Origin of the sequence: Pandoraea captiosa (assembly GCF_902459775.1) — a bacterium.
GTDB classification, from domain to species: domain Bacteria; phylum Pseudomonadota; class Gammaproteobacteria; order Burkholderiales; family Burkholderiaceae; genus Pandoraea; species Pandoraea captiosa.
Genome location: NZ_CABPSQ010000003.1, coordinates 439,049 through 462,137, shown reverse-complemented (window position 1 = coordinate 462,137; position 23,089 = coordinate 439,049). Strand labels below are relative to the sequence as shown.

The window sequence follows — 23,089 nt, the reverse complement described above, 5'->3', positions numbered from 1 at the left end:
GCCCGCAAAGTCGCGGGCGTTGTTGTGTGGGCAATGCAATTTGCGCGATGCTTTCGACCGGTTTGGGAAAGGGTTAGGCGTCCGGCGACGTGTCGTCCTGTTCGGTCTCTTCCGTGCGCGCCCAGAAGAAGCGGTCGGGAAAGTGGCGTCCCATGCCCGGGCGGAACGCATTTTCGAGCACCTGTTGCAGGTATTCCTGCGCCTCGCGAACGGCTTCCGGCACGGCGAGCCCATTGGCCAGCATGGCGGTGACCGCAGACGCCAACGTATCCATGGCGCCGGCGACGTTATGCGCAGGACGGTCCCAGGCGTCTTCGCGGACGACACCGCCGTCGCTGTACAACGTGTGGGTGAACTGCGGCGCGTTGCCGTCGCTCACCAGCACGAATTCGCAGCCGTTCTCCAGCAGGGCGGAGACAGCTTCGTCCTGCGACAGGTTTTCGTTTTCGGTGATCGTTTGCGCAAGCGCGACCGCGCTCGCGGGACTCACGACGAGCACGCTGGCCTGGGGAACGAGCAGGCTGGCCGTGGCTTCCCGCAATTCGTCCGCCGACAGCAGGTGCTCGCCCGCAAGTCCGAAGTCGGGGGCAACGACGAGGGGCGTTTCGTCGTAATCGGCGACGATCTCGGCGATGGCGGCGACGTTATCGGCATTCACGGCGCTACCGACCTTGAAGGCGGCGACCGGCATGTCTTCGAGCAGCATGCGTGCCTGATCGGCAATCCAGTCGGGGTCGATGGGCTGCACCTCATCGCAGGCGCGGGAGTCCTGCGATGAGTAGCCGGTGAGCACCGACACGCCGTAGCCGCCCATGCTCGCGAACGTGAGCAGGTCGGCCTGAACGCCGGTTGCCGAAGTGGGGTCGGAGAGTCCGAAGGTCAGGAGAATGGGTGGGGATTCAGTTTGCATGGAAGCAGGATAGACGGCGATCTGGTCAGGCTTTGGGTTCGTTGGTACCATCACGCCTTAAATGCCCGTTTCGGAGCGCTTGAAAGCGCCGTGGGCAGCGCCCGCCGGACAATGCACCGGCAGGGTTCCCACATGACCGTCCGGCATCTCTGCCGACGGGACCCGAAGCGGTTGACAAGCCATTGTAACGGAACGCTCGTCGCCTAAGAAAGAATGGAATACAAGAGCTGGATGTGCCTCATTTGCGGTTGGATCTATGACGAAGAGGCAGGTTTGCCCGACGAGGGCATTGCACCTGGCACGCGCTGGGAAGACGTGCCCATCAACTGGACTTGCCCGGAGTGCGGCGCTCGCAAGGAAGACTTCGAGATGGTGCAGATCTGAGGCCGAACGGCCAGGAGATGCCTATGGTGACGCCTGAATCGTCTGGCATGTCCGGCACCTCCGGCGTGCCCGGTACGGCCGGATCGCCTCAACCGTCCACTGATTCCGCCGTTGACGCCACGCCTGCCGGGCGTGATGTCCGCGACGCTCGCGACGGCCGCGATGCCCGGGACACGCGCGACACACCGCTGTGGCGTCTGCCGGAAGTCGCGGACGCGCTGACCGAGGCGTCCGACGCCTGGTCGAGCGGTCCGGCAGCGGCGCTCGGACCGCTGCGTCGCGCCAATCGCCTGCTTCAGACCAGTGGTCACGCCGATTGGGCGTTGCATGGCGAGCGTCTGGTGCAGGCGATTGCCGAGGCGGCATATGGCGAACCCGGCAGTCAGGACACGCAGCGCAACGCCCTGCGTCAGTTCGAGCGCGATATCTGGCAAGCGGGCGCCGTGGCCCCCGCTGCGCAAACCCCTTCCGCGACCGACGGTTGGACCGGCGCGCCCTCGCCGGGCGAGCTTCGCATGGCGGGATGGGTGATCGCGCAGCCGCGTCTGCATGGCCTGCCGGCTGGCACGGCGCCGCTGCGCGCCGACGTCGAACGGGTATTGCTGCGCCTGCTGCGCCCCGACGCCGATGCGATCGACACCACGGCCGCCCTCGGCCAACTCGCCGATCTGGCGGCCGATCTGCATCGCGCAGGGGCGACGGCTCCGCTCGATTACTGGCGTCTGGCAGCGGCCTGGCTGCGCTTTGCCCGAGCACCGCTGAGCCTGGCCGACAAACGCCAGATCGGACGCATGAACCTGGCCCTGCGCAAGCAACTCACCCGTCCCGGTAACCCCGCCGACGCGGGGACGACTCCCGTGGCCCCCACGGCCACCGCGGGCGGCGCCCGAGCGTCAGGCGATGCTATACCCGGTCACGACCTGATCGAAGCCCTGGCGACCTGGCACGCGCAGGCACCGGACACCTGGCTTGGGGCATTGTTGGCCGATTTCGGCGTATTGCGCCGTCCCGGCCATTTGCCCGAGCCGCTGGCGGATGCTGCGCAAGCCGGGCAGAAGCAGGGCGCGGGCAGCAGTTCGCGCGACTGGTTGCGTATCGGCCCACTGGCCGTACGTCAGGACGTTTGCCAGACTTTCCTCAGTCTCGCCGATGAAGCCCTTCCGAATTTGAACGACCCGGCGGTCGCGGCGCAGGTCGCACAATACTCGGCGGCTATTGGTCTGGCGCCGGTTGCGAGGCTTGCGGCGGCTGTCGCGGCCACCGGCGAGCGTCTGGCGGTATCGCCACCGGCGGAGCCGGGCGGGCCGGCGGCGTTGGCGATGACGGTCAAGGCGCTGCGCGGCATGCTCCATCAGTTTGCGGCGGACACTTATCCCGAGTCACGCCCCGATCTGATCGCGGAGATGGCCCTATGGCGCGAGCGCGCACTGGATGCCAGCGTGTTCGGGCAGCGGCTAGTCACCGCTCGCGACGTTCCGTGATACAGTCGGCCCAAAGGCTGCCTTTGGCAGCCGATGGCCGTATCACGATGCGGAAAAAGTTCGTCCGCTGACCGGCCGCCAGCAGGCGACGCGAGCCTTCCGGGGAGGCGGCGCCTCGCGGTGGCGCGATGCCGGACGGCAAACCGTCAAACAGGTTCCGACAAACTCTGGCCCTATGCCGAACGACCGTATCAATCTTACGAATCAGTTCCTCATCGCCATGCCCGGCATGGCCGATCCCACTTTTTCCGGCACCGTCGTCTACCTGTGCGAGCACAGTGAAAAGGGCGCAATCGGGCTGGTGATCAATCGTCCCACGGACATCGATCTCGCGTCGCTTTTCGAGCGGCTCGACCTCAAGCTCGAAATCGATCCGCTCGCCCATCAACCGGTTTTCTTCGGTGGTCCGGTGCAGACGGAGCGAGGCTTCGTGCTGCATGAAGCGACGGGAACGTCATACAGCTCCTCGCTGTCGGTGCCGGGTGGTCTTGAGATGACGACATCCAAGGACGTGCTCGAAGCCGTCGCCAACGGCCAGGGGCCGAACCGCTTCCTGCTCACGCTGGGGCATTCGGGGTGGAGCGCCGGTCAACTGGAAGACGAAATCAGCCGCAACGGCTGGCTCACGGTGGCCGCAGATCCCGGCATCGTGTTCGATGTGCCGCCGGCCGAGCGCTTCGACGCGGCGCTGGCGTTGCTCGGCGTGACGTCGTCCATGCTCTCCGCCGACGCAGGTCACGCATGACGGCTGGCAGTCGCACGGTGCTCGCTTTCGATTACGGCGAGCGCCGCATCGGCGTCGCGATGGGCAATCTGATGCTGCGCGAGGCCCGTGCGCTCACCGTTGTCGCCAATCTCAATCGCGACGTTCGCTTTGCCGAGATGGGAAAGCTCATCGCCGAATGGCAGCCTGAACTGATCGTCGTCGGCCTGCCATGTCACCCGGATGGTACGCCGCACGAGATGACACAACAGGCGAAGCGCTTCGGCAATCAGCTCAACGGCCGGTTCAACGTGCCGGTGGTCTGGGTCGACGAACGCTATTCATCGGTGGCCGCCGCCGCGGCGCTGGCCGAAGCGGGCGTCAAGGTCTCGCAAAAGACGTCGCTCGACGCTGAAGCCGCCCGCATCATCCTCCAGCAGTATTTCGACGAGCATGTGCCTGCCTGACCTCGTACCCCAGCGCGCAACGCCACGCGTCACGGAGCCCAGGCATGGCTAACGGCATGCTTGGCCGACGTGGTCATCCCCAGCTCAATCGCAACGGCGAGCTCAAGCATTTGCTGACGGTCGAAGGATTGCCGCGCGCCGTGCTCATGCACATTCTCGATACCGCTACGCAGTTTGTGAGCGTGAACGATGCCGACGTGAAAAAGACGCCGCTGCTACGCGGCAAATCCGTCTTCAATCTGTTCTTCGAGAACTCCACGCGTACGCGAACGACGTTCGAGATCGCCGCCGCGCGATTGTCCGCGGATGTGTTGAATCTGAATATCAACGCGTCGTCGACGAGCAAGGGCGAAACGCTGCTCGATACCATCGGTAATCTGTCGGCCATGCACGCCGATCTGTTCGTGGTGCGCCATGCGCAATCGGGCGCGCCATACCTGATCGCGCAGCATTGCGCGCCGCATGTGCATGTCATCAACGCCGGGGACGGACGCCACGCGCATCCCACGCAGGGGTTGCTCGACATGTACACTATTCGCCATCACAAAGGCGAATTCCAGAATCTGACGGTCGCGATCGTCGGCGACATTCTGCATTCGCGCGTGGCCCGCTCCGACATTCATGCGCTCACGACGCTGGGGGTGCCGGAAGTGCGCGCGATCGGCCCGCGCACGCTCTTGCCTGAGGGACTCGAACACCTCGGCGTACGGGTGTTCCACGACATGGACGAAGGGCTGCGCGATGTCGACGTGATCATCATGCTGCGCTTGCAGAACGAGCGCATGAACGGCGCGCTGCTGCCCTCGGCGAGCGAGTATTTCAAGTATTACGGTCTGACGCAGGAACGGCTTGCGCTCGCGAAGCCGGATGCCATCGTCATGCATCCCGGCCCGATGAACCGCGGCGTGGAGATCGACTCCGCCGTAGCAGACGGCCCGCAGTCGGTCATTCTCGAACAAGTGTCGTTCGGCATTGCCGTGCGCATGGCGGTGATGAGTATCGTCGCCGCGAACAACGGGTAAGCGCGCCATGAAATTGCATCTGAAGGGTGGCCGCGTCATCGATCCCGCAAGCCGTACCGATCGTGTGCAGGACGTTTTCATTGCCGACGGCCACGTCGTCGCGCTGGGTGCCTCGCCAGCCGATTTCTCGGCGGATCGGACCGTCGACGTGACAGGGCTGCTTGTCATGCCGGGACTGGTCGATCTGTCGGCGCGAGGCGTAACGCACGGGAGCGAAGTGTCGGCTGCGCTGGCCGGTGGCGTGACGCGCATGGTATGTCCGCCGGACACCGATCCGGTGCTCGACGAACCCGATCTGGTCGAGATGCTGCAATGGCGCGCCCGCGCGACGCATCATGCGCAGGTGCATCCGCTCGGCGCATTGACCGTGGGGCTTGCCGGGCGCGAACTGACGGAGATGGCGCAACTCTCCCGGGCCGGTTGCATCGGTCTGTCGCAGGCGAATGCCGCCATGGCCGATAACCGCACGCTGCTGCGCGCCTTGCAATATGCGGGCACGTTCGGGCTCACGGTCTGGTTGCGCGCGCAGGACGCCGCGCTTGCGGCAGGCGGCGTGGCCGCGAGCGGGGCGGTCGCGTCGCGGCTTGGACTCGCGGGCATCCCGGTCGCGGCTGAAACCATCGCGCTGCATACCATTTTCGAATTGGTGAGAGTGACCGGCACGCGCGTGCACCTTTGCCGTCTGTCCTCGGCTGCGGGGCTCGCCCTCGTGAGGGCAGCGAAGGCGGAAGGCTTGCCGATCACCTGCGACGTGGCCGCGCATCACCTCCATCTCACCGACATGGACATCGGGTACTTTGACGCCCAGTATCGGCTCGACCCGCCGTTGCGCACCCAGCGTGACCGTGAGGCCATGCGCGACGCCGCGCGCGACGGCACGATCGACGCCATTTGCTCGGACCATACGCCACTGGCGGCCGATGCCCGCCTCGTGCCTTTTGCCGAGGCCGAGCCGGGGGCCACGGGGATCGAACTGCTCCTGTCGCTGGTACTCAAGTGGGCCGAGGCGTCGCGTGTGCCGCTCGTCGACGCGCTTGCACGGGTGACGTCCGGGCCGGGGCAGCGTCTGGCGCCGGTCGTCTCGGGGGCGGGGCAACTCGCGCCCGGGCAACCGGCGGACGTCTGTGTGTTGGCGCCGTCGACATACTGGACCGTGTCCGCGCAAGCGTTGCGCAGTGCCGGTCACAACACCCCGTTTCTGGGATACGAATTGCCGGGCCAGGTACGGCTCACGCTGGTCGGTGGCCACGTGGCGTACGATGCCCTGGCCGCATAGGATGCGACTACCGTGTTGTTGATCAAAAAACTCCGTCTGGGTTTGCATCTCGCGCGTGGCATGGTGACTGCCGCGGTGCTTTTCCCGTTTCTGTCGCAACCGCAGAAAGACCGTCGTATTCGTGCATGGTCGCAGAAACTGCTCAAGCTGTGCGGCATGCGTCTCGAAGTCGAGCAGCACGCGTCGGTGCCCGAAGGCGGTGTCATGCTGTTGTGCAATCACGTGTCGTGGATCGACATCTTCGCGCTCAATGCGTGGCAACCGGTGCGCTTCGTCGCCAAGGCGGAGATTCGTCACTGGCCGCTCGTGGGCTGGCTATGCGTGCAGACCCGCACAATCTTCCTGCAACGCGAGCGACGTGCCGACGCGCGCCGCATCATGCACTACCTGTCCGATTGTCTGCGCGACGGCGACATCATCACGGTCTTCCCGGAAGGCACGACAACCGACGGCCGCAGTCTGTTGCCGTTCCACGCCAATCTTCTGCAAGCGCCGGTCACCACAGGCAAACCGGTGCAGCCGATGTGTCTGTTTTATACGGATGAAGCGAGTGGACGCCACACGATGGCGCCTGCGTATATCGGCGAGACGAGCCTGATCGAATCCATCGACATGATTCTGAAAGCGCCCCCGATGACGGTGCGCCTGTCGATCGGTGCGCCCCAGTATCCGCAGGAAGGGCAGCATCGCCGAGAGTTTACGCTGGGGGCGCAGCAGGCTGTGGGCGCGGCGTTGCAGGGTTTCCTGCCCGAAGCCGTGCTGCCGGAGAATGGTTCGGTCGGCTCGCGCGCGTCATCCATGGGCGACGAAGCCGATGATGCGGCGCAGGCCGTTCAGGTGTGAGCACCGCGTCACCGTCGCATCCGGGGACCGTACGCCTGCCGGGAATGCATTCGAGCTGGGAAAGAAATACGGCGCCTGCGGGGCGCCGTTTCGTTCTGGATGTCGGGAAGGCAGGGGCAATGTGTCGCACGCGGCCAGCCATCATTCGCCTTTGCGCTTCGTTCCCTTCTCCGGTTTGTCGGTTTTTTCCACCTTCTCGGCCTTCGCAATTTTCTCCAGCTTGCGGGCAGCCTTGCCAAACTTGTCCAGCTTTTCGGCCTTGGCGGCTTTGAGTGCGTCTTCGGCCTTCTCCGCCGTCTTGATCTTGTTGCGCTTCTTGTCGCTTGCGGCGAGCGGGTCGCGAATCTGAGGGCAGTCGATCTGTATCAGCTCGCGCGCAGCGGGCGAGTCGGCGAGCTTCACGGCGGTGAGCTTGCCGCCCCAGACACATCCGGTGTCGAGGCCGAGCAGGTTTTCACGCATCACCAGTCCGAGTGCCGACCAGTGCCCGAACACCATTGTCACGTTCTCCGTACGGCGACCGGGGACATCGAACCACGGCTTCAGGGTGTCGGTCGCCGCATCGGCGCCTTCCTTGATCTTGAAGTCGATGCGACCGTCGGCACTGCAAAAACGCATGCGCGTCAGCGCATTGATCGTAAGACGCCTGCGGTCTTCATCGCTTAGCCCCTCGTGCCACTGATCGGGTTGATTGCCGAACATGCGCGAGAGAAACGCCTGCCAGTCGGGACCGCGCAATTGCGATTCCACGTCGCGCGCAAGGGCGACCACCTGTTCGGCATCCCACTGCGGCAGGACGCCGGCGTGCACCATCAGATGCCCATGCGCGAAGTGCGCCAGCGGCTGGCGACGCACCCAGTCGACGAGCGCATCGCGGTCCGGGGCATTGAGGATGTCGTCGAGCGTATCGCTGCCGTGCGCCTGACGCACGCCTGCAGCGACCGCCAGCAGGTGCAGATCGTGATTGCCGAGCACGGCAGTGACGCGATCCCCCAGCGCAATGACCTGACGCAGCGTATCGAGCGAGCGGGGGCCGCGGTTGATGAGATCGCCGGCGAGCCAGAGATCTGCGTCGCCAGGCAGGCGCGAGAGCAGTTGTTCAAACGACGTTTGGCAACCTTGCAGGTCGCCGATGGCATAGATGTCACGCATCGCGTTGGTGGCGCTGTCTTGTCTTGTTGTCCCGATCAGGGGGATTCCGTGTGCCGCGGCCGCGCACGCTCGGTGCGACGCCCCCCGTGGTCATTCATTTTTTGTAGATCAGCCAGCGCGGCGCTTTGAAGCGAACGATGCTCAGGTACAGCCACACGTAGGTCACCATGAAGGCGACGCAGCACAGGGCCAGCACTACGCTATGTCGCCAGAAGACCGTCGCCGGGATCACTGCCAGCAAGCATAGCAGCCAAAGGTACGGGGAGGTCAAGGAATTGCGTTGCGTGAGGGCGCTGGCCGTGCGCGCGCCCGCAGCCCAGCGCATCAACCGCTTATAGACCAGCATGTGCAGGTGCACGCCGTCGGGAATGCCGGGCGAAATGCCGCGCACGAAGCGTTTGCGATAAATGGAAAAGCAGACTTCGAACGCCGGGTAAATCACCATCAGCGCGGGATACCAGGGCGAGACCTGCGGGTTGCGCATCACGAGCAGGACGGCGACTTCGGCCAGCATGAAGCCGAGGAAGTAAGCGCCCCCGTCCCCGAGGAAAATCAGCCCGCCGGGGAAATTGAAGATGAAGAAGCCGAGAATGGCGCCGACCATGATCATGGACGTGGTCAGCACGATCGGGTCCTGCACCTGAAACCCGACATAGCCGAGCGAGGCGAACATGATCATCGCGACCATGGCCGCGAGCCCGTTGAAGCCGTCGATGATGTTCACGGCGTTGGCCATGCCGGCGACGCACAGCACCGTGAGCGGCACCGACACGGCGGCGATGACCAGCGCGCGGTCCGCCACACCGATATCGACGCGGGTGATATGAATATCGAGCACCAGCCAAGCCAGCAGCGCGGCGAACATCGTGCAGACGAGGCGCACCGTGGGCGTGACCTTCTTTGTCAGATCCTCGATGAAACCGGACAAAAATGCGGGCAGGCCGCATGCGACGAGCAGCAGAATGTCGCGCGATACCGTGGGATAAGACAGGCTGAGCGCCGTGGCCGAGACGAGCAGTCCGGCCAGAATGCCGACACCGCCGATACGCGGGACCGGACGCACATGAAATTTCTGCACGCCGGCGACATCGCTATCGCCGGAGAAGCGGGCATGAACGTGCGCGTAGCGAACGATCAACAGCGTCGCAATGAACGACACCACGAGGGCGATGGCAAGGCTCAGCATGATGCGGGAAGGGATCCGAGAATCCGAAAATACTCTGCAATGACGACATGTTCGTCGAATTCGCGCGCTACTTTAGCACGCCCGGCATCGCCCATTCGGACGAGCGTGGTCAGGGGGGTGCATGCCACGTCGCGCAGGCGGGCGGTCAAGGCGGCGGCGTCGCGTGCGGGCACGAGATAGCCGGTGACGCCATCATCGATCACGTCGCGGCACCCCGGCACGTCGGTCGCGACCAGGGGGCGCCCCATGGCCGCCGCTTCGAGCAACGTGCGCGAGAGTCCTTCACGGTAGGACGGCAGCACCACACAGTGCGCGTTCGCGATGAAGGGGCGCACGTCGCCGGTCGTCCCGAGATAGTCGATCACGCCTTCCCGCTGCCAGTCGTCCACTTCGGCACGGGAAATTGCCGTCGGGTTTTCCACGTCGGCCGCGCCGAGGATCTGGAACACGACATGCGGCATTGCGGCCCGAATCGCACGCGCGGCTTCCACGTACTCCAGCACCCCTTTGTCGCGCAGCAAACGTGCGATCAGGAGGAAGCGAAAGGGCGAGGCGGCGTCATCGCTAACAGCGGCAACCTCGGGCATCCGGGCATTGGCGGGTGCTTGCTTCGTCGGCCACGCGGCCTTGGCGAAATGCGTCAGATCAACGCCTTCGCCCGGCAGCAACCGTGTCTTGCCGAGCGCGACAAGCCCGCCGTCGACAAACGCACGATGATCTTCGGCGTTCAGGAACCAGTTCTCCAACGTGTGTCGGAAAGCCACGCGATACAACTGTCGTGCCAGGCGCGTAGTGAGCGACTCGCGAATGAACACATAGCCAAGGCCGGTCGTCATCGAGACAGCGGGAATGCGGGCAAAGCGCGCCGCCATGGCGCCGTAGATATTGGGCTTGATCGTGTAGTGAAAGATCACGGCGGGACGCACTTGCCGGTAGAGGCGGTAGAGTCGCCACATCAGCCCGAGGTCCTGGAGCGGGTTCTGTCCCTTGGCCGCCATCGGCACACGATGCACGACGCAGCCCATTGCGGCGAGCTTGCTGGCGAACTCGTCGTCCGGCGCGGCAACGTGTACCGGATGACCTGCCGCGAGCAAAGCGGCAATCGGGCCACGCCGGAAGTTATAGATCGACCAGAACGTGTTGGAGCAGAGCAGGACCGGAGCTGTCATTGACGGTGTGCGGTGAAGGTCAGGCGTTTGCGCGGGCGTCATCGCGCAAACGGGCATACGTCTCGAGCCAGCGCGTTACGACGGCGTCGAGAGAATAACGGGCGATGATCCGCTCGCGATTGGCAGCGCCGAGCGCCTCACGGTCTTGGGGCGAAGCCTGAAGATGGCGAATCAGTGCGTCGCCGAGGGCGGCGGCATTGCCAACCGGCACGAGCGTGTTGTGCAGCGTGGGCGTGCCGGCATCGCCGAGCAGTTCGCGAACGCCGCCGCAGTCCGTCGATACGACGGGCAGGCCGCTGGCCATCGCCTCGCCGATCACGAGCGGCAGCCCCTCCCAGGCAGACGACATCGCGTACACGTCTGCCGCGCACATCAGCTGTGCAATGTCGTTGCGGCGTCCGAGCAAGGTCGCCGCGTGAGCGAGTCCCTTCTCCTCGATGAGCGTCTGCATCGACGCACGCAACGGGCCGTCGCCCGCGATGAACAGTTTCGCGTCCGGCATCGCCTGGACGACCCGCGTGAAGGCATCGATCAACGTAGGGTAGTCCTTCGCTTCGACCATGCGGCCCGCCGCGAAGACGATGGGCGTGCGCTCGGCGCCGGTCACCGGCGAGCCCGGCAAGCCTGGCAAGTCCGGCAATTGCCCGCGACATTGCGAGCGCGTTTGCGCATCGGGACGGTAGCGTCCCGTGTCGATACCGTTGGGCATGCTGACGATGCGCGCGGCCGGCGCGGCGCCCTGCGCAATGAAGGCCGCCACGGCGTCGTCGCTCACGTTGGTCGTCAGGTCCGTCCAGCGGTCGGTCAGGCGATACGCCAGCATGCGCGCCCGTCCGCCTTCGTTGCGGCTGTGAGCGCTCGTGACCAGCACCGGCATCGACACGAACCATCGCGCCACGCGTGCGATCAGATTCGCGTGGACCATGTGCGCGTGAACGACGTCGGGTCGCCATGCGCGCAAGTCGGCAACGAGGCGTCGCATGGCGCACATCAACGACAGCGGCGACTTGCCCGCGCCTAGTTCGATACGCGTGAAGCGCGGCGATCGTGGCAGGGCAATCGCGCACGTGCCCGTGAGCGAGATCAGGGCGACGTCATGGCCGCGCGCGAGAAATCCCCGGGCGAGGTCGGCCACTTGCGTCTCTGCGCCGCCGAGTTGCAGGCCGGTGACAAACAGGGCAATCCTCATCTTTCTTGTCTCGTTCCTTATCTCGTCTGGGCTGTCATCGGCGCGTCGTCTTGCCATAACGTTTCCCAACGCGCCGCGATGACATCGGCGCGCAACGTCTGCGCATGCGCGTAACCGGCCAGCCCAAGCCTGTGTCGCAGCGCGTCGTCGTCGATCAGACGGCGCAGTGCGCTGGCCAGGGCAGGAATGTCGCCGTCCTCGACGACGAGACTGTCGACTTCATGGTGAAGCAGCGCGCGCGGTCCGGCGTCGGCGGCGTAGGCGACGATTGGTACCGCGTAGGCTTTCGCCTCGATGAGCACCAACCCGAAGCTCTCGCGGCGAGACGGCAGGCAGTAAATGGATGCCTGTGCGTAATGCCGCGCGATATCCGCCACGGCGGGCAGCACCTGCACCGTATCGGCAACGCCGGCGTCGCGGGCTTGCGCGAGCAGGTCGTCGCGCAGCGGTCCGTCGCCCACGATACGCACGTGCCAACCCGGCGCATCATGGGCGATGCGCGCCCAGGCGTCGATCAGACGGTCGAAACCCTTCTCGGGCACGAGACGTCCGACGGCGAGGACGCAACGCGCGGCGCTCGGCGTGGGCGCGGTGTCGGGCATCGGCAGGCCGAGCGCATTGGGCAAGGTCACGAACTTCGCACGGGCGCGGGGATGATGGGCTTGCCAGGCCCGGCAATCGGCGTGCGTGAGCACCGCCACGGCATCGTATCGATTGGCCGCCAGCGTGCGCGCCCAGCGACGTGAGCGCCGCCCAAGGTCGCTGGCATACGTGCTGTGTTCCCACGCGATGCGCCGCAGCGACAAACCGAACGTGGCGGGCAGGGTGTAGAGCGCGAGCATCGGATCGACGTCGATCATCACCTCGATGCCATGTGCGCGCACGTACGCCCGCACCTGACGAACGATCGACGGATAGTGACGCTTGAACGCCACGCGTTCGGCGAACATCGCGTGATGCGCGACGCCGGGCGACAAGGCGAACACCGGCGTATGTCCCCAGAGCGACAAAACGTGAACGCGGTGCCCGCGCGCGGCGAGTGCGTTGGCAAGCGTCGCGGTGGCGCGTTCCGCCCCGGCGAACGCCGCCAGCGTGCCGGTGAACAGACAGATCGTGCGGACCTGTGAAGCCTGCGACGTCTTGCGCGAATCGATCATCGTCATCGCCTCAATCCCGTCGCAACAGCCAGACACCGAGCACCAGCGCCGCAGCGTAACCGGCGCCATACCCCAGCGCCCCGGCGAATGCGCCGAGCTGCGGCGCCAGTCCCCGCACGACCAGGAAGGCCACGACAGCCGCGCACAGCCATTTCGCAACAACCCAGCGTCCCGCGCCGCGCCGGATGAGCGTCAGGTTCAGCGCCGCGTCGGCAAACACCAGAATCCCCATCAGCGCGGAGATGCGCAGGATCTGTGCCGACTCGGCGAACCCTGCGCCGTAGATCAGGTGGACGATCCACGGTGCGAGGCAGGCGATCGGCACCGCCAGACTCGCGCCGGCAGCCACCATCAGCCAGACGGCGCGCACGGTGTTGCGTCGCGCGGTGGCATTGTCCGTGGTCTGGAAAATCAGTTGGGGCGCCAGCGAATTCGCGATGATCGGTGCGACCAGCACGAAGTTCTCGGTGATTTGCATCGCAGCCGCATACGCACCGAGTTCGGACAATGGAATGATCGGTTTGAGCACGAGCTGGTCGATGCGCTTGAACAGAATCATCAGCATCAGCCCACCCCAGAACACCGCGCCGCTGCGCAGCAGTTCGAGCAACAGCGAGCGACGCCAGACGATGACGGTCTTCGGCGAATGCGTCACGTAATAGCGAACGAGCAGCGCGGCCGCGACGATGGCCTCCACTGCATAGACGACGGCGAACGCCGTCACATCCGCATGCGTGACGAAGAGCACCGCCACGAGCGCGAGCTTCGCCGCCAGCCCGCACAGATTCGCCGTCACGCTGGGGCGGTTGAACGTGCGGGCCTGCAGCCACGCGATCACGATACCCGACGGCTCACGGAACCACAGCGCGACACCGAGCCAGAGCGTAACGGCAACGAGGTTCGATTCCGCGAAGCCGAGCACATAGATCGTGAGGAGGGTGTAGGCGACGGCGGCCGCGGCCAGCCGCAACACGAAAGCGTGCGCGATGACGGTGCGCTGCTCGGCCTCGGGCTTGCCGACAAGGCGCGGCACCACGACTTCGCTGCCGCATAGCAGGGTGAGCGACGCCGCAAGAAATACGAGCGATTGTGCGTACTGAAACAGGCCGAACTGGGCTGCGCCGAGGCTGCGCGCGAGCAGGCCGGAGACCGCAATGCCGCCGGCGATCTGCGCGCCGCGCTCGGTCAGCATCCAGAGGATGTTGCGGAAAATGTTCCGGTACGTTCGGTAGGGCATGGGGCGCTCGCGCGTCTCACTCGTTCTCAGGATAAGCAAAACCGGCCTTGCGAGGGCCGGTGCGTGTGGACCGAAACTGGATTGTCGGCGCGGGTCGGGTCGCTCGACGGCGCTTGGCAGAACCGAATGTAGGTGCTGGCTGACAAGGGTTTGGAGAAATGCCGCAGTGCGGCGAAGTCTCGTATAATTTTAGCGTAATGCAGCCGCTCCCGGCCGGGCCTTCCGCCGGGATTCGATGTCTGTGGCGTCCATGCACAAACGCCGTACGCCCGGACATTTTCTGTGCAACTTCTCCTCCTCGTTTCCGAGAGACTCTTTCCCATGACGCAAACCACGCAAGTTTCGCCTGCGATTTTCAAGGCTTACGACATTCGCGGCATCGTCGGCAAGACGCTGGATGCCAACGTCGCACACCTGATCGGACGCGCCTTCGGTACGGCACTGCGTCGCGAGGGCGGCAATGCCGTCGTCGTCGGCCGCGACGGCCGCCTCTCCGGCCCGGAGCTGGTCGGCGCACTGTCCGACGGTCTGCGCGCAGCGGGCGTCGACGTGGTCGATATCGGCGTCGTCGTCACGCCCATGGTGTACTTCGCAACGAACGTGACCCTGCACGGGCGTATCGTCGACTCCGGCATCATGGTCACGGGCAGCCACAATCCGCCCGACTACAACGGTTTCAAGATGGTCCTGCGCGGCCGTGCGATCTACGGCGACGCCATTCAGGGCCTGGCCAAACTGATCGAGGCACAGGACTTCGAATCCGGTCAGGGCACGTACACGGCCGACGAGATCGGCGAGTCGTATCGCGCACGCATTGCCAACGACGTGCATCTGGCACGCCCGATGAAGATCGCGGTCGACTGTGGCAACGGTGTGGCCGGCGCCTACGCCCCGGCGCTGTTTCAGGCGCTGGGTTGCGAAGTCGTCGAACTGTTCTGCGAAGTCGACGGCACGTTCCCGAATCATCATCCGGATCCGGCGCATCCCGAAAACCTTCAGGACCTCATCCGCACGCTGCAGACGACCGATGCCGAAATCGGTCTGGCGTTCGATGGCGACGGCGACCGTCTCGGCGTGGTCACCAAGGACGGCCAGATCATCTATCCGGATCGTCAGCTGATGCTCTTCGCGGCCGACGTGCTGAGCCGCAACCCGGGCGAGAAGATCATCTACGACGTGAAGTGCACGCGGAACCTGGCAAGCTGGGTGCGCAAGCACGGCGGCGAGCCGCTCATGTGGAAGACGGGCCACTCGCTGGTCAAGGCGAAGCTCAAGGAAACCGGCGCACCGCTGGCGGGCGAGATGAGTGGCCACGTGTTCTTCAAGGACCGCTGGTACGGCTTCGACGACGGCCTGTATACGGGCGCGCGTCTGCTCGAAATCCTCTCGAAGACAGCCGACCCGAGCACCGTGCTCAATGCGCTGCCGAATTCGATCTCGACGCCGGAACTCCAGATTCCCCTGGCAGAGGGCGAAAACTTCGCGCTGATCGACAAGCTGCGCGAGACCGCCAAGTTCGACGGTGCGCAGGACATCGTCAAGATCGACGGTATCCGGGTCGAATATGCCGACGGTTTCGGGCTCGCGCGCTCGTCGAACACCACGCCGGTGGTCGTATTGCGTTTCGAAGCCGACAGCGACGCTGCGATCCGGCGCATTCAGGACGACTTCCGTCGCGCGATCCTGGCCGTCAAGCCCGACGCCAAGCTGCCGTTCTGATGTCTCCCCGGGGGGGCCGCGACGCCCGCGGCCTCCGCGACGGTCGGGACGATTGCAGCCGCCCCGCACGCCCGGCGCACTGGGCAGAGCGGGGCCGATTTCCCGGCGCGGGCAACATTCATGATTGACGGGCCGGGACGGAGTAAAATCGCGGTTTTGCTCACGAGGCCCGGCCGAACCGCCGGGGCGTTCGGTTGCAGGTTCTGATCGTCAAAGTCTCGTCGCTCGGCGACGTCGTCCATAACATGCCCGTGGTGCAGGACATCCTGCGCCAGTATCCCGATGCCCAGATCGACTGGGTCGTGGAAGAGGGCTTTGTCGACCTCGTCAAACTCGTGCGCGGTGTGCGCCGGGTCATTCCCTTTGCGTTGCGCCGCTGGCGCAAGCAACCCTTTGCGGCACGCACCTGGCAGGAGATCGGTGCGTTTCGCCGTGCCTTGCGCGAAACCCCCTATGACTACGTGATCGATACGCAAGGTCTGGTCAAGACCGGCTGGATCGCACGCACCGCACGCGGGGCCGTGTGGGGGCTGGGCAATCGCACGGAGGGCGCGAGTTACGAGTGGCCGGTGCGCTATCTCTATCGGCACATGGTACGCATCGAACCGCACACGCACGTCGTCACACGTTCGCGTCTGCTCGTGGCCGAAGCGCTGGGTTTCAAGTTGCCGGGCGAGATCGATTTCGGCATTGCGACCGAGCGTGCCGATCACAGCCAATGTCCGGATCGCCCGTATGCGGTGTTCGTCCATGCGACCTCGCGCGACGACAAGACCTGGCCGGAAGACAACTGGATTGCGCTGGGGCGTGATCTGGCGTCGCAGGGGTTCCTGATCGTCCTGCCGTGGGGCAGTGCTGCGGAGCGCGAGGTGTCGCTGCGCCTGGCCGCCGCGCTGGGCGATGCGGCGTGGGTGCCGCCGAAGATGAATCTGTCGCAGGTCGTTGGCCTCATCGATCGTGGGGCGATCACCGTTGGCGTGGATACCGGTCTGGTACATATCGCCGCAGCGCTGAACCGCCCGACCATCGAGCTATACAATTTCAGCACCGCGTGGCGCACCGGAGGCTTCTGGTCGCCGCGCATCGTCAATCTCGGCGACGCCGAACACAAGCCCACGCTCGCCCAGGTACGCGACGCCGTGCGCGAACTCGCGCCGTCGCTCGCACCGGCGCCGGATGGCGCTGCCGAGCCTGAGGAGGACCGATCCGCATGAATGGAACGAACCAAGCGAACCCAGCGAACCCAGCGAACCCAGTGAACGATCGGAACGGTTCGAACGAGAGCAGCCAGATTGTCACCGTCGCCTCGGGTGACTGGCAGGGCGGCCAGCTGCCGGTCTCGCGCGAGACGCTGGTGGCTGACGTCGAAGCCGGCAAAGTGCTCTACTTTCCGCATCTGGCCTTCGCCCTCGACGCCGCCGAGCAGCGGCTGCTCGACCCGACGATCGCCGATCCGAAGCGAAAGAACATCAGCCTCGACCCGAATACCGACGTGCTCGTGGGCGTGGCCGCCGACGACGCCACGCAGCGCGCCGTGCACGCACTGGTCAAGCGCTACTACACGCAGGCGTGCAGCCTGATCGACGGCCTGATGCCGGAGTATCGCGGCAAGCTGCGTGCCGCGCCGACCAGTCTGCGTCTGCATCAGGTGGAGACGCGCCAGACATCGTGGCGCAAGGACGACAGCCGTCTGCACGTGGACGCATTCCCGTCGCGTCCGAATTACGGTGAGCGCATCTTGCGCGTGTTCACCAACATCAACCCGGCGGGCCAGCCGCGCGTGTGGCGCGTGGGCGAACCGTTCGAGGACGTGGCGAAGCGCTTTCTGCCGAAAGTGCCGACACAGTGGCCCGGTTCCGCGTGGCTGCAAAACGCCGTCGGTATCACCAAGCGCCCGCGCAGCGGCTACGACCACATCATGTTGCATCTGCACGATGGCATGAAGGCCGACATGAATTATCAGCGCGAGGCCGACCAGCAGACCATGCCGTTCCCGCCCGGCAGCGTCTGGATCTGCTTCTCGGATCAGACGTCGCACGCCGTGATGTCGGGCCAGTTCATGATGGAGCAGACCTTCTTCCTGCCCGCCGAATCGATGGTGCACCCCGAGTGCTCGCCGCTGGCGGTGTTGCAACGTCTCACGCACCGGACGCTGATCTGAATGTTGCTGCGTCTCGTCTATCGCGCGCTCTGGTGGATCGTCGCGCCGCTCGCCGTGGTGCGCCTGTGGTGGCGTGGCCGGTTCGAGCCGGGCTATCGCCGTCATATCGGCGAGCGCTTCGGGTTCTACAGCACACCGCCGTACACCGGCCGACCGCTGATCTGGGTGCATGCGGTCTCCGTGGGGGAGACGCGCGCTGCGCAACCGCTCATCGATGCGCTGCTCGAACGCTATCCGTCGCACGGCGTGTTGCTCACGCATATGACACCCACCGGGCGTGCCACCGGCGAAGGGCTGTTCGGCGATCGTGTGTTGCGCTGCTATCTGCCTTACGACATGGTCGGCCCGATCCGGCGTTTCCTGAAGCACTGGCGCCCGAGCGTCGGTGTGGTGATGGAGACGGAAGTCTGGCCGAACCTCATCTTCACGTGCCGTGAAGACGGCGTGCCGCTCGTGCTGACCAACGCACGCATGTCGGCGCGCTCGTTCCGGCGCGCTGCGCGCTTTGGCGGTGCGACCCAGCCTGTGTTCGGCGGATTCAGCCGCGTGCTGGCGCAAAGCGATGCCGATGCCGAGCGTCTGCGCATGCTGGGCGCCGCCGACGTCGACGTGATGGGCAACCTCAAATTCGACATGACGCCGCCGCCCGCGCTGCTCGCGCTGGGGGCGCGCTGGCGTGCGCGCTTCGGCGATCGCAAGGTGTGGCTCGCGGCGAGCACGCGCGACGGTGAGGAAGCGTTGGTGCTTCAGGCGCGGGCGATGCTTTCGGCGGCGTCCGACGTGGGTCGCCGTTCGTTGCTGGTGCTCGTGCCGCGTCACCCCCAGCGTTTCGACGAAGTGGCCGCCATGCTCGACAAGGTGCGTCTAAACTACGTGCGCCGCAGCGCATGGCCGGATGACGACACGCCGCTTCCCGCCGACGTCGACGTCGTGCTCGGCGATTCGATGGGCGAGATGGCCGCGTACTTTTCTGCGGTCGACGTCGCGTTCATCGGCGGCAGTCTGTTGCCACTGGGGGGGCAGAATCTGATCGAGGCCTGCGCCGCAGGCACCCCGGTCGTCTTCGGTCCGCACATGTTCAACTTCACGCAGGCCAGCGAGAACGCCTTGAGCGCGGGCGCGGCGCGACGGGTGAGCGATGCCGGCGAGCTTGCATCGACGTTGGCCGACTTGCTGATCCACGACGACAAGCGGCTTGCCATGCGTACGGCGGCGTTGTTGTTCGCCCGTCAACATCAGGGAGCGACCGCGCGCACGGTCACTGCGCTTGGCCGCTGGCTCGACACGGGATTCGTTACGCCGCAGGAATGAAGGACAGGGGACCTCCGGCGAGGTATTCGGACGTCGCCATGCAAAAAAGCCTCGCATTGCCATGTCGGCATGCGAGGCTTTTTGCTTTGGTGCGCGGTGAGCAGGTGCGAAGGCGATGGGCTTCCGTTTCCGTCAGCGAATGCCGCTACCCGTCACCGACGAAGCGGCGCCGTCGTGCCCGGGCGGACACCGCGCGCCGGCAGCCCGGCGCCGGCGTTGGCCGGTACCGTGTCGCGAGCGCCCGCCATGGCGGCGGAGGCATCCGGATTCTCGGTGAGCAGCGCGTTGAGCAGTTGCAGGTCCGTATCGACGAGCGTGGCGGCGCTGGCCTTTAGCTGAAGGCTCGAGAGCAGCGTGCTGTAACGCGCCTTGGCGAGATCGCGTCGCGTGGTGAAGAGTTTGTCCTCGGCGTTGAGCACGTCGGCATTGATGCGAACACCGACCTGATAGCCGAGCTTGTTCGACGCCACCGACGATTGTGCCGATTGCTCGGCAGCTTCCAGCGCTTTGACCTGGGCCAGCCCGCTGGACACGCCAAGGTAGGATGTGCGCGCTCCCAGCACGGCGAGTCGCTTCGCATCGTCCAGATCGCTCTGCGCCTTGTCTTCGAGCGCGAGCGTCTGGCGCATCTTGCTTTGCACCGAGCCGCCCGAGAAAATCGGAATGCTGATCTGAATGCCGATCTGACCCGCGGAGCTGGGGCCGGTGCCCTGACTCGACGGACTGGACACGGCGGACGTCAGCAGGCTGTTGGCGTTGCCGACATTCGAGTGCGCCCCGGCGGCAACCAGATCGACCGACGGCATGTAACCCGACTTGGCCTTTGACGTTTCACGCCGCGCGGTCTCCAGCGCGAGCGTTTGCAACTGCACGCCGTAGTTGGATTGCTCGGCCTGCGCGACCCAGTCCGCGACGTTGTTCGGCTCGGGTGAGGGCAACGTCGAGCCGGCACGCAGCGTCGCGAGCGAGCCGATCGGATGACCGACGATGCGCGCAAATGCGGCGCGCCGCACATCGAGCGTGTTCTGCGCGGCAATTTCCTGGGCAGTGGCCTGATCGAAGCTTGCCTGCGCTTCGTTCGAGTCGACGATGGTGGCGTTGCCGACCTCGAAGTTGCGTTTGGCGGACGCCAGTTGTTCGGCGATGGCCTGCTTGTGCGTACCGGCGAGCGCGAGATCGTCCTGCGCGGCGAGCACGTCGAAGTAGGCGGTCGCCACACGCAGGATCAGGTCCTGCTGCGCCTGCGCAAACGCGGCCTCGGCGCTGGCGACCGTCAGCTTTCCCTGCTGGTACGACTGCCAGCTGTCCCAATGGAAGATGGGCTGTGTGAGCGCGAGGCTGTAGCCGCTGCTGCCGAACGTATTCGAGACGTTGCCGGAACCGTAGTGCGTATTGATGGCGCCCCAGCGCGCGGTGACCTGCGGCAGAAGGGCGGCGCGCGCCTGCGGTAGCGCTTCGATGTTCGCGAGATAGGCCGAACGGGCGCTGGCGATCAGCGCGTCGCGATTCTGCGCTTCGCTGTAGAGCTGGAGGAGATCGGTCGCGCCGGCACAGGCGGCGTGACCCATGAGGGCCAGAAAGGCGGAGAACGCCGTCGCGGTGACGAAGGCGCTCGCGCGGCCGGTGCGCAGAGCAGGCGCACGCCTGGCCGCGCGCAGCCGCGCGGCAAACCTCGGGGGGCGCATGGCCCTGACTCAGTAAGTCGGCATCGACGGATCGACCTGGCGAGCCCAGGCATCGATTCCGCCGTCCAGATTGAACAGCTGGGTAAAGCCTTGTTGTTCCAGAAACATTGCGGCGCGGGCGCTGCGCATGCCGTGATGGCAGATGCACACGATGGGCGCGTCGGCGTCGAGTTCGGTCAGACGGGCAGGCACGTCGCCGAGCGGCACGTTCTTGCTCTGGGCGATGTGGCAGGTCTGGACTTCCCAATCCTCACGCACGTCGAGGAGCGTGGGTTGGCTGCGTTCCCCATCCGCGAGCCACTGGGCCAATTGCGCCGGTGTAATGTTTTGCATGATGTTCTACGTGTGTCGAATCGATGGCGTCCGGTCCTCGTCTTGCCGCCTGTTCGTCCCCAAACAAACAGGCGCGGGACCGGTCCGCTCACGGCGTCCGGGACCGGCGCGGCTCGCGAACGAACCGAATCTCGTCCCGGTCGCCGGGCTCAGAACTTGAAGCTCGACGGTTGCGGCGCGACCAGATAGGCCACTTGCGTCTCGAACAGATTTTCGCGACGGTACTCGGTCTCGGACACGCGCGTAATGAGCACGGCTTCCATGACCGGGCTGCCGCCCACGAATGCGGCCAGACGGCCACCGACCTTCAGTTGATTCAGGAACGCTTGCGGCAGTTCGGCCAGACCGCCCGAAATGGCGATCACGTCGTACGGCGCGGCCGCGCTCCAGCCCTGGGCGCCGTCGGCGTTCACGACTTCCACGTTCGTCACGCCGTTCGCGCGCAGCGTTTGCTGAGCGGTCTGCGCGAGGTTGGCGTCGAATTCGACGGTGGTGACGTGGTGCGCGTTATAGGCGAGCAGTGCGGCCATGTAGCCCGAGCCCGTGCCGATTTCGAGCACATTCTCGTTCTTCTTCGGCGCGAGCGCTTGCAGAATGCGCGCTTCGACGCGCGGGAACATCATGTGCTGGCTCTTGTTGGCGATGGCAGCGCCCGAGAGCGGCAGTTCCACGTCCGTGAACGCGATATCGCGCAGTGCCGCCGGCACGAAATCTTCGCGCTTGACGACTTCGAGCAGCTTGAGCACGTCCTGATCGAGCACGTCCCAGGGACGGATCTGCTGCTCGATCATGTTAAAGCGGGCCTGTTCGTAATTCATTTCGATTACTCGTGGGTAGTAGGCAAACACAACCCGGCATTTTACCAGTTCCGGGCGGCAGCCATCATGATGCGTGAACTTTTGCCGCAAATCGGCACGATCGCGGCGCGCTGACCGGTTCGGCTCAGGCCGCCTTTTCGGCAGGCGGCGCCACGGCGGGAGAAACGTCCGTGCCGCCCTGCGCGACGCATTGCAGATAGGCCCCGCACATCGTCGCCATCTGGTCGGCAATCTGCCCGGAGAGTGTCTCGTGGCAGACGCCGGAGGGCGCGCGGTTCTCGAGAATGGCCTTGATCGGCCCCGACATCGAATTCAGGAAGACGAAGGCCACCGTCTCGGGATCGTCGAAGCGCGCGTTGTGCGCCGTGCGCAGCATGGCGAGGACGGCCGCATGCATGCGCGACGACGCGCTGGCGAACACCTCTCGTCCGTCCAGATCCTCCGAGAGCCGATACAGCGCCTGCGCTTCCTCGATGTCGCGCATCTTTGCGCCGACATAAGCCCTCGCCAACTCGCGCGCCATGACTTCCAGCGACTCGCCATGCGCGGCCAGACACGTTTGCTCCACCGTCTCGACGATCCGGTCGATGTGACGCTCCAGCACCGCATACAGCAGCACCTGCTTGTTCTGAAAGTACTGATAGAGCGTGCCGACGGACACGCCGGCACGTTCGGCGACACGGGTCGTCGTCAACTGGCGCCCGCCGTCGAGCAGCAAAACCTGAAGCGCGGCTTCGAAAATGGCGTCGATCGTCACGCGCGAGCGCGCCTGCTGCGGCGATTTACGGGGCGTTGCGGGGGATCGGGCGGCGGGTTTCATATGCGAATAGAAAATCTGAAGGATTCTTCATAAACTCGATGCTAACAAATTTGCGTGCGGTCGGGC

General features: G+C 65.3%; 22 protein-coding genes. 11 read left to right on the top strand and 11 right to left on the bottom strand.

Annotation, left to right across the window (positions count from 1 at the left end):
• Window positions 1–73: 73 nt before the first annotated feature.
• Window positions 74–910, bottom strand: a complete 837-nt coding sequence (gene thiD, locus PCA31118_RS12700; protein WP_150625546.1) for a bifunctional hydroxymethylpyrimidine kinase/phosphomethylpyrimidine kinase — start codon at window positions 908–910, stop codon at window positions 74–76.
• A gap of 213 nt (window positions 911–1,123) precedes the next feature.
• Between thiD and PCA31118_RS12695 the strand changes: the two genes are divergently transcribed.
• The 7 genes from PCA31118_RS12695 (at window position 1,124) to PCA31118_RS12665 (ending at window position 7,086) form a co-directional block, all read left to right on the top strand.
• Window positions 1,124–1,294, top strand: coding sequence for a rubredoxin (locus PCA31118_RS12695; RefSeq protein ID WP_006400971.1), 171 nt, complete (start codon window positions 1,124–1,126; stop codon window positions 1,292–1,294).
• Window positions 1,295–1,317: 23 nt separating this feature from the next.
• A complete protein-coding gene (locus PCA31118_RS12690; protein ID WP_150625545.1) occupies window positions 1,318–2,775 on the top strand; it encodes a hypothetical protein in 1,458 nt (485 codons plus the stop codon).
• Between the two features lie 175 nt (window positions 2,776–2,950).
• On the top strand, window positions 2,951–3,520 hold the full coding sequence (locus PCA31118_RS12685) for a YqgE/AlgH family protein (protein ID WP_044457038.1): 570 nt from the start codon (window positions 2,951–2,953) through the stop codon (window positions 3,518–3,520).
• A complete protein-coding gene (gene ruvX / locus PCA31118_RS12680; RefSeq protein WP_044457037.1) occupies window positions 3,517–3,945 on the top strand; it encodes a Holliday junction resolvase RuvX in 429 nt (142 codons plus the stop codon). The genes PCA31118_RS12685 and ruvX overlap by 4 nt, the downstream gene beginning before the upstream one ends.
• Window positions 3,946–3,989: 44 nt before the next feature.
• Window positions 3,990–4,967: an aspartate carbamoyltransferase catalytic subunit gene (locus PCA31118_RS12675; RefSeq protein WP_150625544.1), complete on the top strand. Its 978-nt coding sequence runs from the start codon at window positions 3,990–3,992 to the stop codon at window positions 4,965–4,967.
• Between the two features lie 7 nt (window positions 4,968–4,974).
• Entirely contained in the window at window positions 4,975–6,243 is a 1,269-nt protein-coding gene (locus PCA31118_RS12670; RefSeq protein WP_150625543.1) for a dihydroorotase, read from the top strand.
• 12 nt (window positions 6,244–6,255) lie between these two features.
• On the top strand, window positions 6,256–7,086 hold the full coding sequence (locus PCA31118_RS12665) for a lysophospholipid acyltransferase family protein (RefSeq protein WP_150625542.1): 831 nt from the start codon (window positions 6,256–6,258) through the stop codon (window positions 7,084–7,086).
• Between the two features lie 141 nt (window positions 7,087–7,227).
• Here the strand turns inward: PCA31118_RS12665 and PCA31118_RS12660 are convergent, their stop codons facing one another.
• The 6 genes from PCA31118_RS12660 to PCA31118_RS12635 all read right to left on the bottom strand — a co-directional run bounded on the left by PCA31118_RS12660 (window position 7,228) and on the right by PCA31118_RS12635 (window position 14,176).
• Window positions 7,228–8,238: a symmetrical bis(5'-nucleosyl)-tetraphosphatase gene (locus PCA31118_RS12660; protein WP_150625541.1), complete on the bottom strand. Its 1,011-nt coding sequence runs from the start codon at window positions 8,236–8,238 to the stop codon at window positions 7,228–7,230.
• 94 nt (window positions 8,239–8,332) lie between these two features.
• Window positions 8,333–9,424, bottom strand: coding sequence for an MraY family glycosyltransferase (locus tag PCA31118_RS12655; RefSeq protein ID WP_150625540.1), 1,092 nt, complete (start codon window positions 9,422–9,424; stop codon window positions 8,333–8,335).
• The gene (locus tag PCA31118_RS12650) at window positions 9,418–10,593 is read right to left on the bottom strand and encodes a glycosyltransferase family 4 protein (protein WP_150625539.1); all 1,176 of its coding nucleotides are present in this window, start codon (window positions 10,591–10,593) and stop codon (window positions 9,418–9,420) included. The genes PCA31118_RS12655 and PCA31118_RS12650 overlap by 7 nt, the downstream gene beginning before the upstream one ends.
• A 19-nt stretch (window positions 10,594–10,612) precedes the next feature.
• Complete coding sequence (locus PCA31118_RS12645; RefSeq protein ID WP_150625538.1) at window positions 10,613–11,782, bottom strand: glycosyltransferase; 1,170 nt, start codon at window positions 11,780–11,782, stop codon at window positions 10,613–10,615.
• Window positions 11,783–11,799: 17 nt separating this feature from the next.
• On the bottom strand, window positions 11,800–12,945 hold the full coding sequence (locus PCA31118_RS12640; RefSeq protein ID WP_246190205.1) for a glycosyltransferase family 4 protein: 1,146 nt from the start codon (window positions 12,943–12,945) through the stop codon (window positions 11,800–11,802).
• Window positions 12,946–12,949: 4 nt separating this feature from the next.
• Window positions 12,950–14,176 (bottom strand): oligosaccharide flippase family protein, encoded by a 1,227-nt coding sequence (locus tag PCA31118_RS12635; protein WP_150625537.1) that lies wholly within the window; start codon window positions 14,174–14,176, stop codon window positions 12,950–12,952.
• A gap of 321 nt (window positions 14,177–14,497) precedes the next feature.
• On the opposite strand from PCA31118_RS12635, the gene PCA31118_RS12630 reads away from it, so the two are divergent.
• The 4 genes from PCA31118_RS12630 (at window position 14,498) to waaA (ending at window position 19,367) form a co-directional block, all read left to right on the top strand.
• Complete coding sequence (locus PCA31118_RS12630) at window positions 14,498–15,895, top strand: phosphomannomutase/phosphoglucomutase (RefSeq protein ID WP_150625536.1); 1,398 nt, start codon at window positions 14,498–14,500, stop codon at window positions 15,893–15,895.
• 245 nt (window positions 15,896–16,140) lie between these two features.
• Entirely contained in the window at window positions 16,141–17,109 is a 969-nt protein-coding gene (waaC, locus tag PCA31118_RS12625) for a lipopolysaccharide heptosyltransferase I (RefSeq protein WP_246190220.1), read from the top strand.
• 41 nt (window positions 17,110–17,150) lie between these two features.
• Window positions 17,151–18,056, top strand: coding sequence for a Kdo hydroxylase KdoO (gene kdoO, locus PCA31118_RS12620; protein WP_150625534.1), 906 nt, complete (start codon window positions 17,151–17,153; stop codon window positions 18,054–18,056).
• A 3-nt stretch (window positions 18,057–18,059) separates the two neighbouring features.
• A complete protein-coding gene (waaA, locus tag PCA31118_RS12615; protein ID WP_174990457.1) occupies window positions 18,060–19,367 on the top strand; it encodes a lipid IV(A) 3-deoxy-D-manno-octulosonic acid transferase in 1,308 nt (435 codons plus the stop codon).
• 152 nt (window positions 19,368–19,519) lie between these two features.
• Here the strand turns inward: waaA and PCA31118_RS12610 are convergent, their stop codons facing one another.
• From PCA31118_RS12610 to PCA31118_RS12595, 4 genes are all read right to left on the bottom strand, one after another.
• Window positions 19,520–21,052, bottom strand: coding sequence for a TolC family outer membrane protein (locus PCA31118_RS12610; protein ID WP_246190204.1), 1,533 nt, complete (start codon window positions 21,050–21,052; stop codon window positions 19,520–19,522).
• Window positions 21,053–21,061: 9 nt separating this feature from the next.
• On the bottom strand, window positions 21,062–21,385 hold the full coding sequence (locus PCA31118_RS12605) for a rhodanese-like domain-containing protein (protein ID WP_150625532.1): 324 nt from the start codon (window positions 21,383–21,385) through the stop codon (window positions 21,062–21,064).
• Window positions 21,386–21,534: 149 nt separating this feature from the next.
• A complete protein-coding gene (locus PCA31118_RS12600; protein ID WP_150625531.1) occupies window positions 21,535–22,203 on the bottom strand; it encodes a protein-L-isoaspartate O-methyltransferase family protein in 669 nt (222 codons plus the stop codon).
• 124 nt (window positions 22,204–22,327) lie between these two features.
• A complete protein-coding gene (locus PCA31118_RS12595; RefSeq protein ID WP_174990443.1) occupies window positions 22,328–22,960 on the bottom strand; it encodes a TetR/AcrR family transcriptional regulator in 633 nt (210 codons plus the stop codon).
• Window positions 22,961–23,089 lie beyond the last annotated feature (129 nt).

What these genes read in the sequence shown, in the direction of transcription:
- PCA31118_RS12630 (WP_150625536.1), top strand. Translation starts at nt 14,498, where the DNA reads ATGACGCAAACCACGCAAGTTTCGCCTGCGATTTTCAAGGCTTACGAC.
- thiD (WP_150625546.1), bottom strand. Translation starts at nt 910, where the DNA reads ATGCAAACTGAATCCCCACCCATTCTCCTGACCTTCGGACTCTCCGAC.
- PCA31118_RS12695 (WP_006400971.1), top strand. Translation starts at nt 1,124, where the DNA reads ATGGAATACAAGAGCTGGATGTGCCTCATTTGCGGTTGGATCTATGAC.
- PCA31118_RS12670 (WP_150625543.1), top strand. Translation starts at nt 4,975, where the DNA reads ATGAAATTGCATCTGAAGGGTGGCCGCGTCATCGATCCCGCAAGCCGT.
- PCA31118_RS12635 (WP_150625537.1), bottom strand. Translation starts at nt 14,176, where the DNA reads ATGCCCTACCGAACGTACCGGAACATTTTCCGCAACATCCTCTGGATG.
- PCA31118_RS12675 (WP_150625544.1), top strand. Translation starts at nt 3,990, where the DNA reads ATGGCTAACGGCATGCTTGGCCGACGTGGTCATCCCCAGCTCAATCGC.
- PCA31118_RS12660 (WP_150625541.1), bottom strand. Translation starts at nt 8,238, where the DNA reads ATGCGTGACATCTATGCCATCGGCGACCTGCAAGGTTGCCAAACGTCG.
- PCA31118_RS12640 (WP_246190205.1), bottom strand. Translation starts at nt 12,945, where the DNA reads ATGACGATGATCGATTCGCGCAAGACGTCGCAGGCTTCACAGGTCCGC.
- PCA31118_RS12605 (WP_150625532.1), bottom strand. Translation starts at nt 21,385, where the DNA reads ATGCAAAACATTACACCGGCGCAATTGGCCCAGTGGCTCGCGGATGGG.
- PCA31118_RS12690 (WP_150625545.1), top strand. Translation starts at nt 1,318, where the DNA reads ATGGTGACGCCTGAATCGTCTGGCATGTCCGGCACCTCCGGCGTGCCC.
- PCA31118_RS12610 (WP_246190204.1), bottom strand. Translation starts at nt 21,052, where the DNA reads ATGCGCCCCCCGAGGTTTGCCGCGCGGCTGCGCGCGGCCAGGCGTGCG.
- PCA31118_RS12600 (WP_150625531.1), bottom strand. Translation starts at nt 22,203, where the DNA reads ATGAATTACGAACAGGCCCGCTTTAACATGATCGAGCAGCAGATCCGT.
- waaC (WP_246190220.1), top strand. Translation starts at nt 16,141, where the DNA reads ATGCCCGTGGTGCAGGACATCCTGCGCCAGTATCCCGATGCCCAGATC.
- ruvX (WP_044457037.1), top strand. Translation starts at nt 3,517, where the DNA reads ATGACGGCTGGCAGTCGCACGGTGCTCGCTTTCGATTACGGCGAGCGC.
- PCA31118_RS12685 (WP_044457038.1), top strand. Translation starts at nt 2,951, where the DNA reads ATGCCGAACGACCGTATCAATCTTACGAATCAGTTCCTCATCGCCATG.
- PCA31118_RS12655 (WP_150625540.1), bottom strand. Translation starts at nt 9,424, where the DNA reads ATGCTGAGCCTTGCCATCGCCCTCGTGGTGTCGTTCATTGCGACGCTG.
- PCA31118_RS12645 (WP_150625538.1), bottom strand. Translation starts at nt 11,782, where the DNA reads ATGAGGATTGCCCTGTTTGTCACCGGCCTGCAACTCGGCGGCGCAGAG.
- PCA31118_RS12650 (WP_150625539.1), bottom strand. Translation starts at nt 10,593, where the DNA reads ATGACAGCTCCGGTCCTGCTCTGCTCCAACACGTTCTGGTCGATCTAT.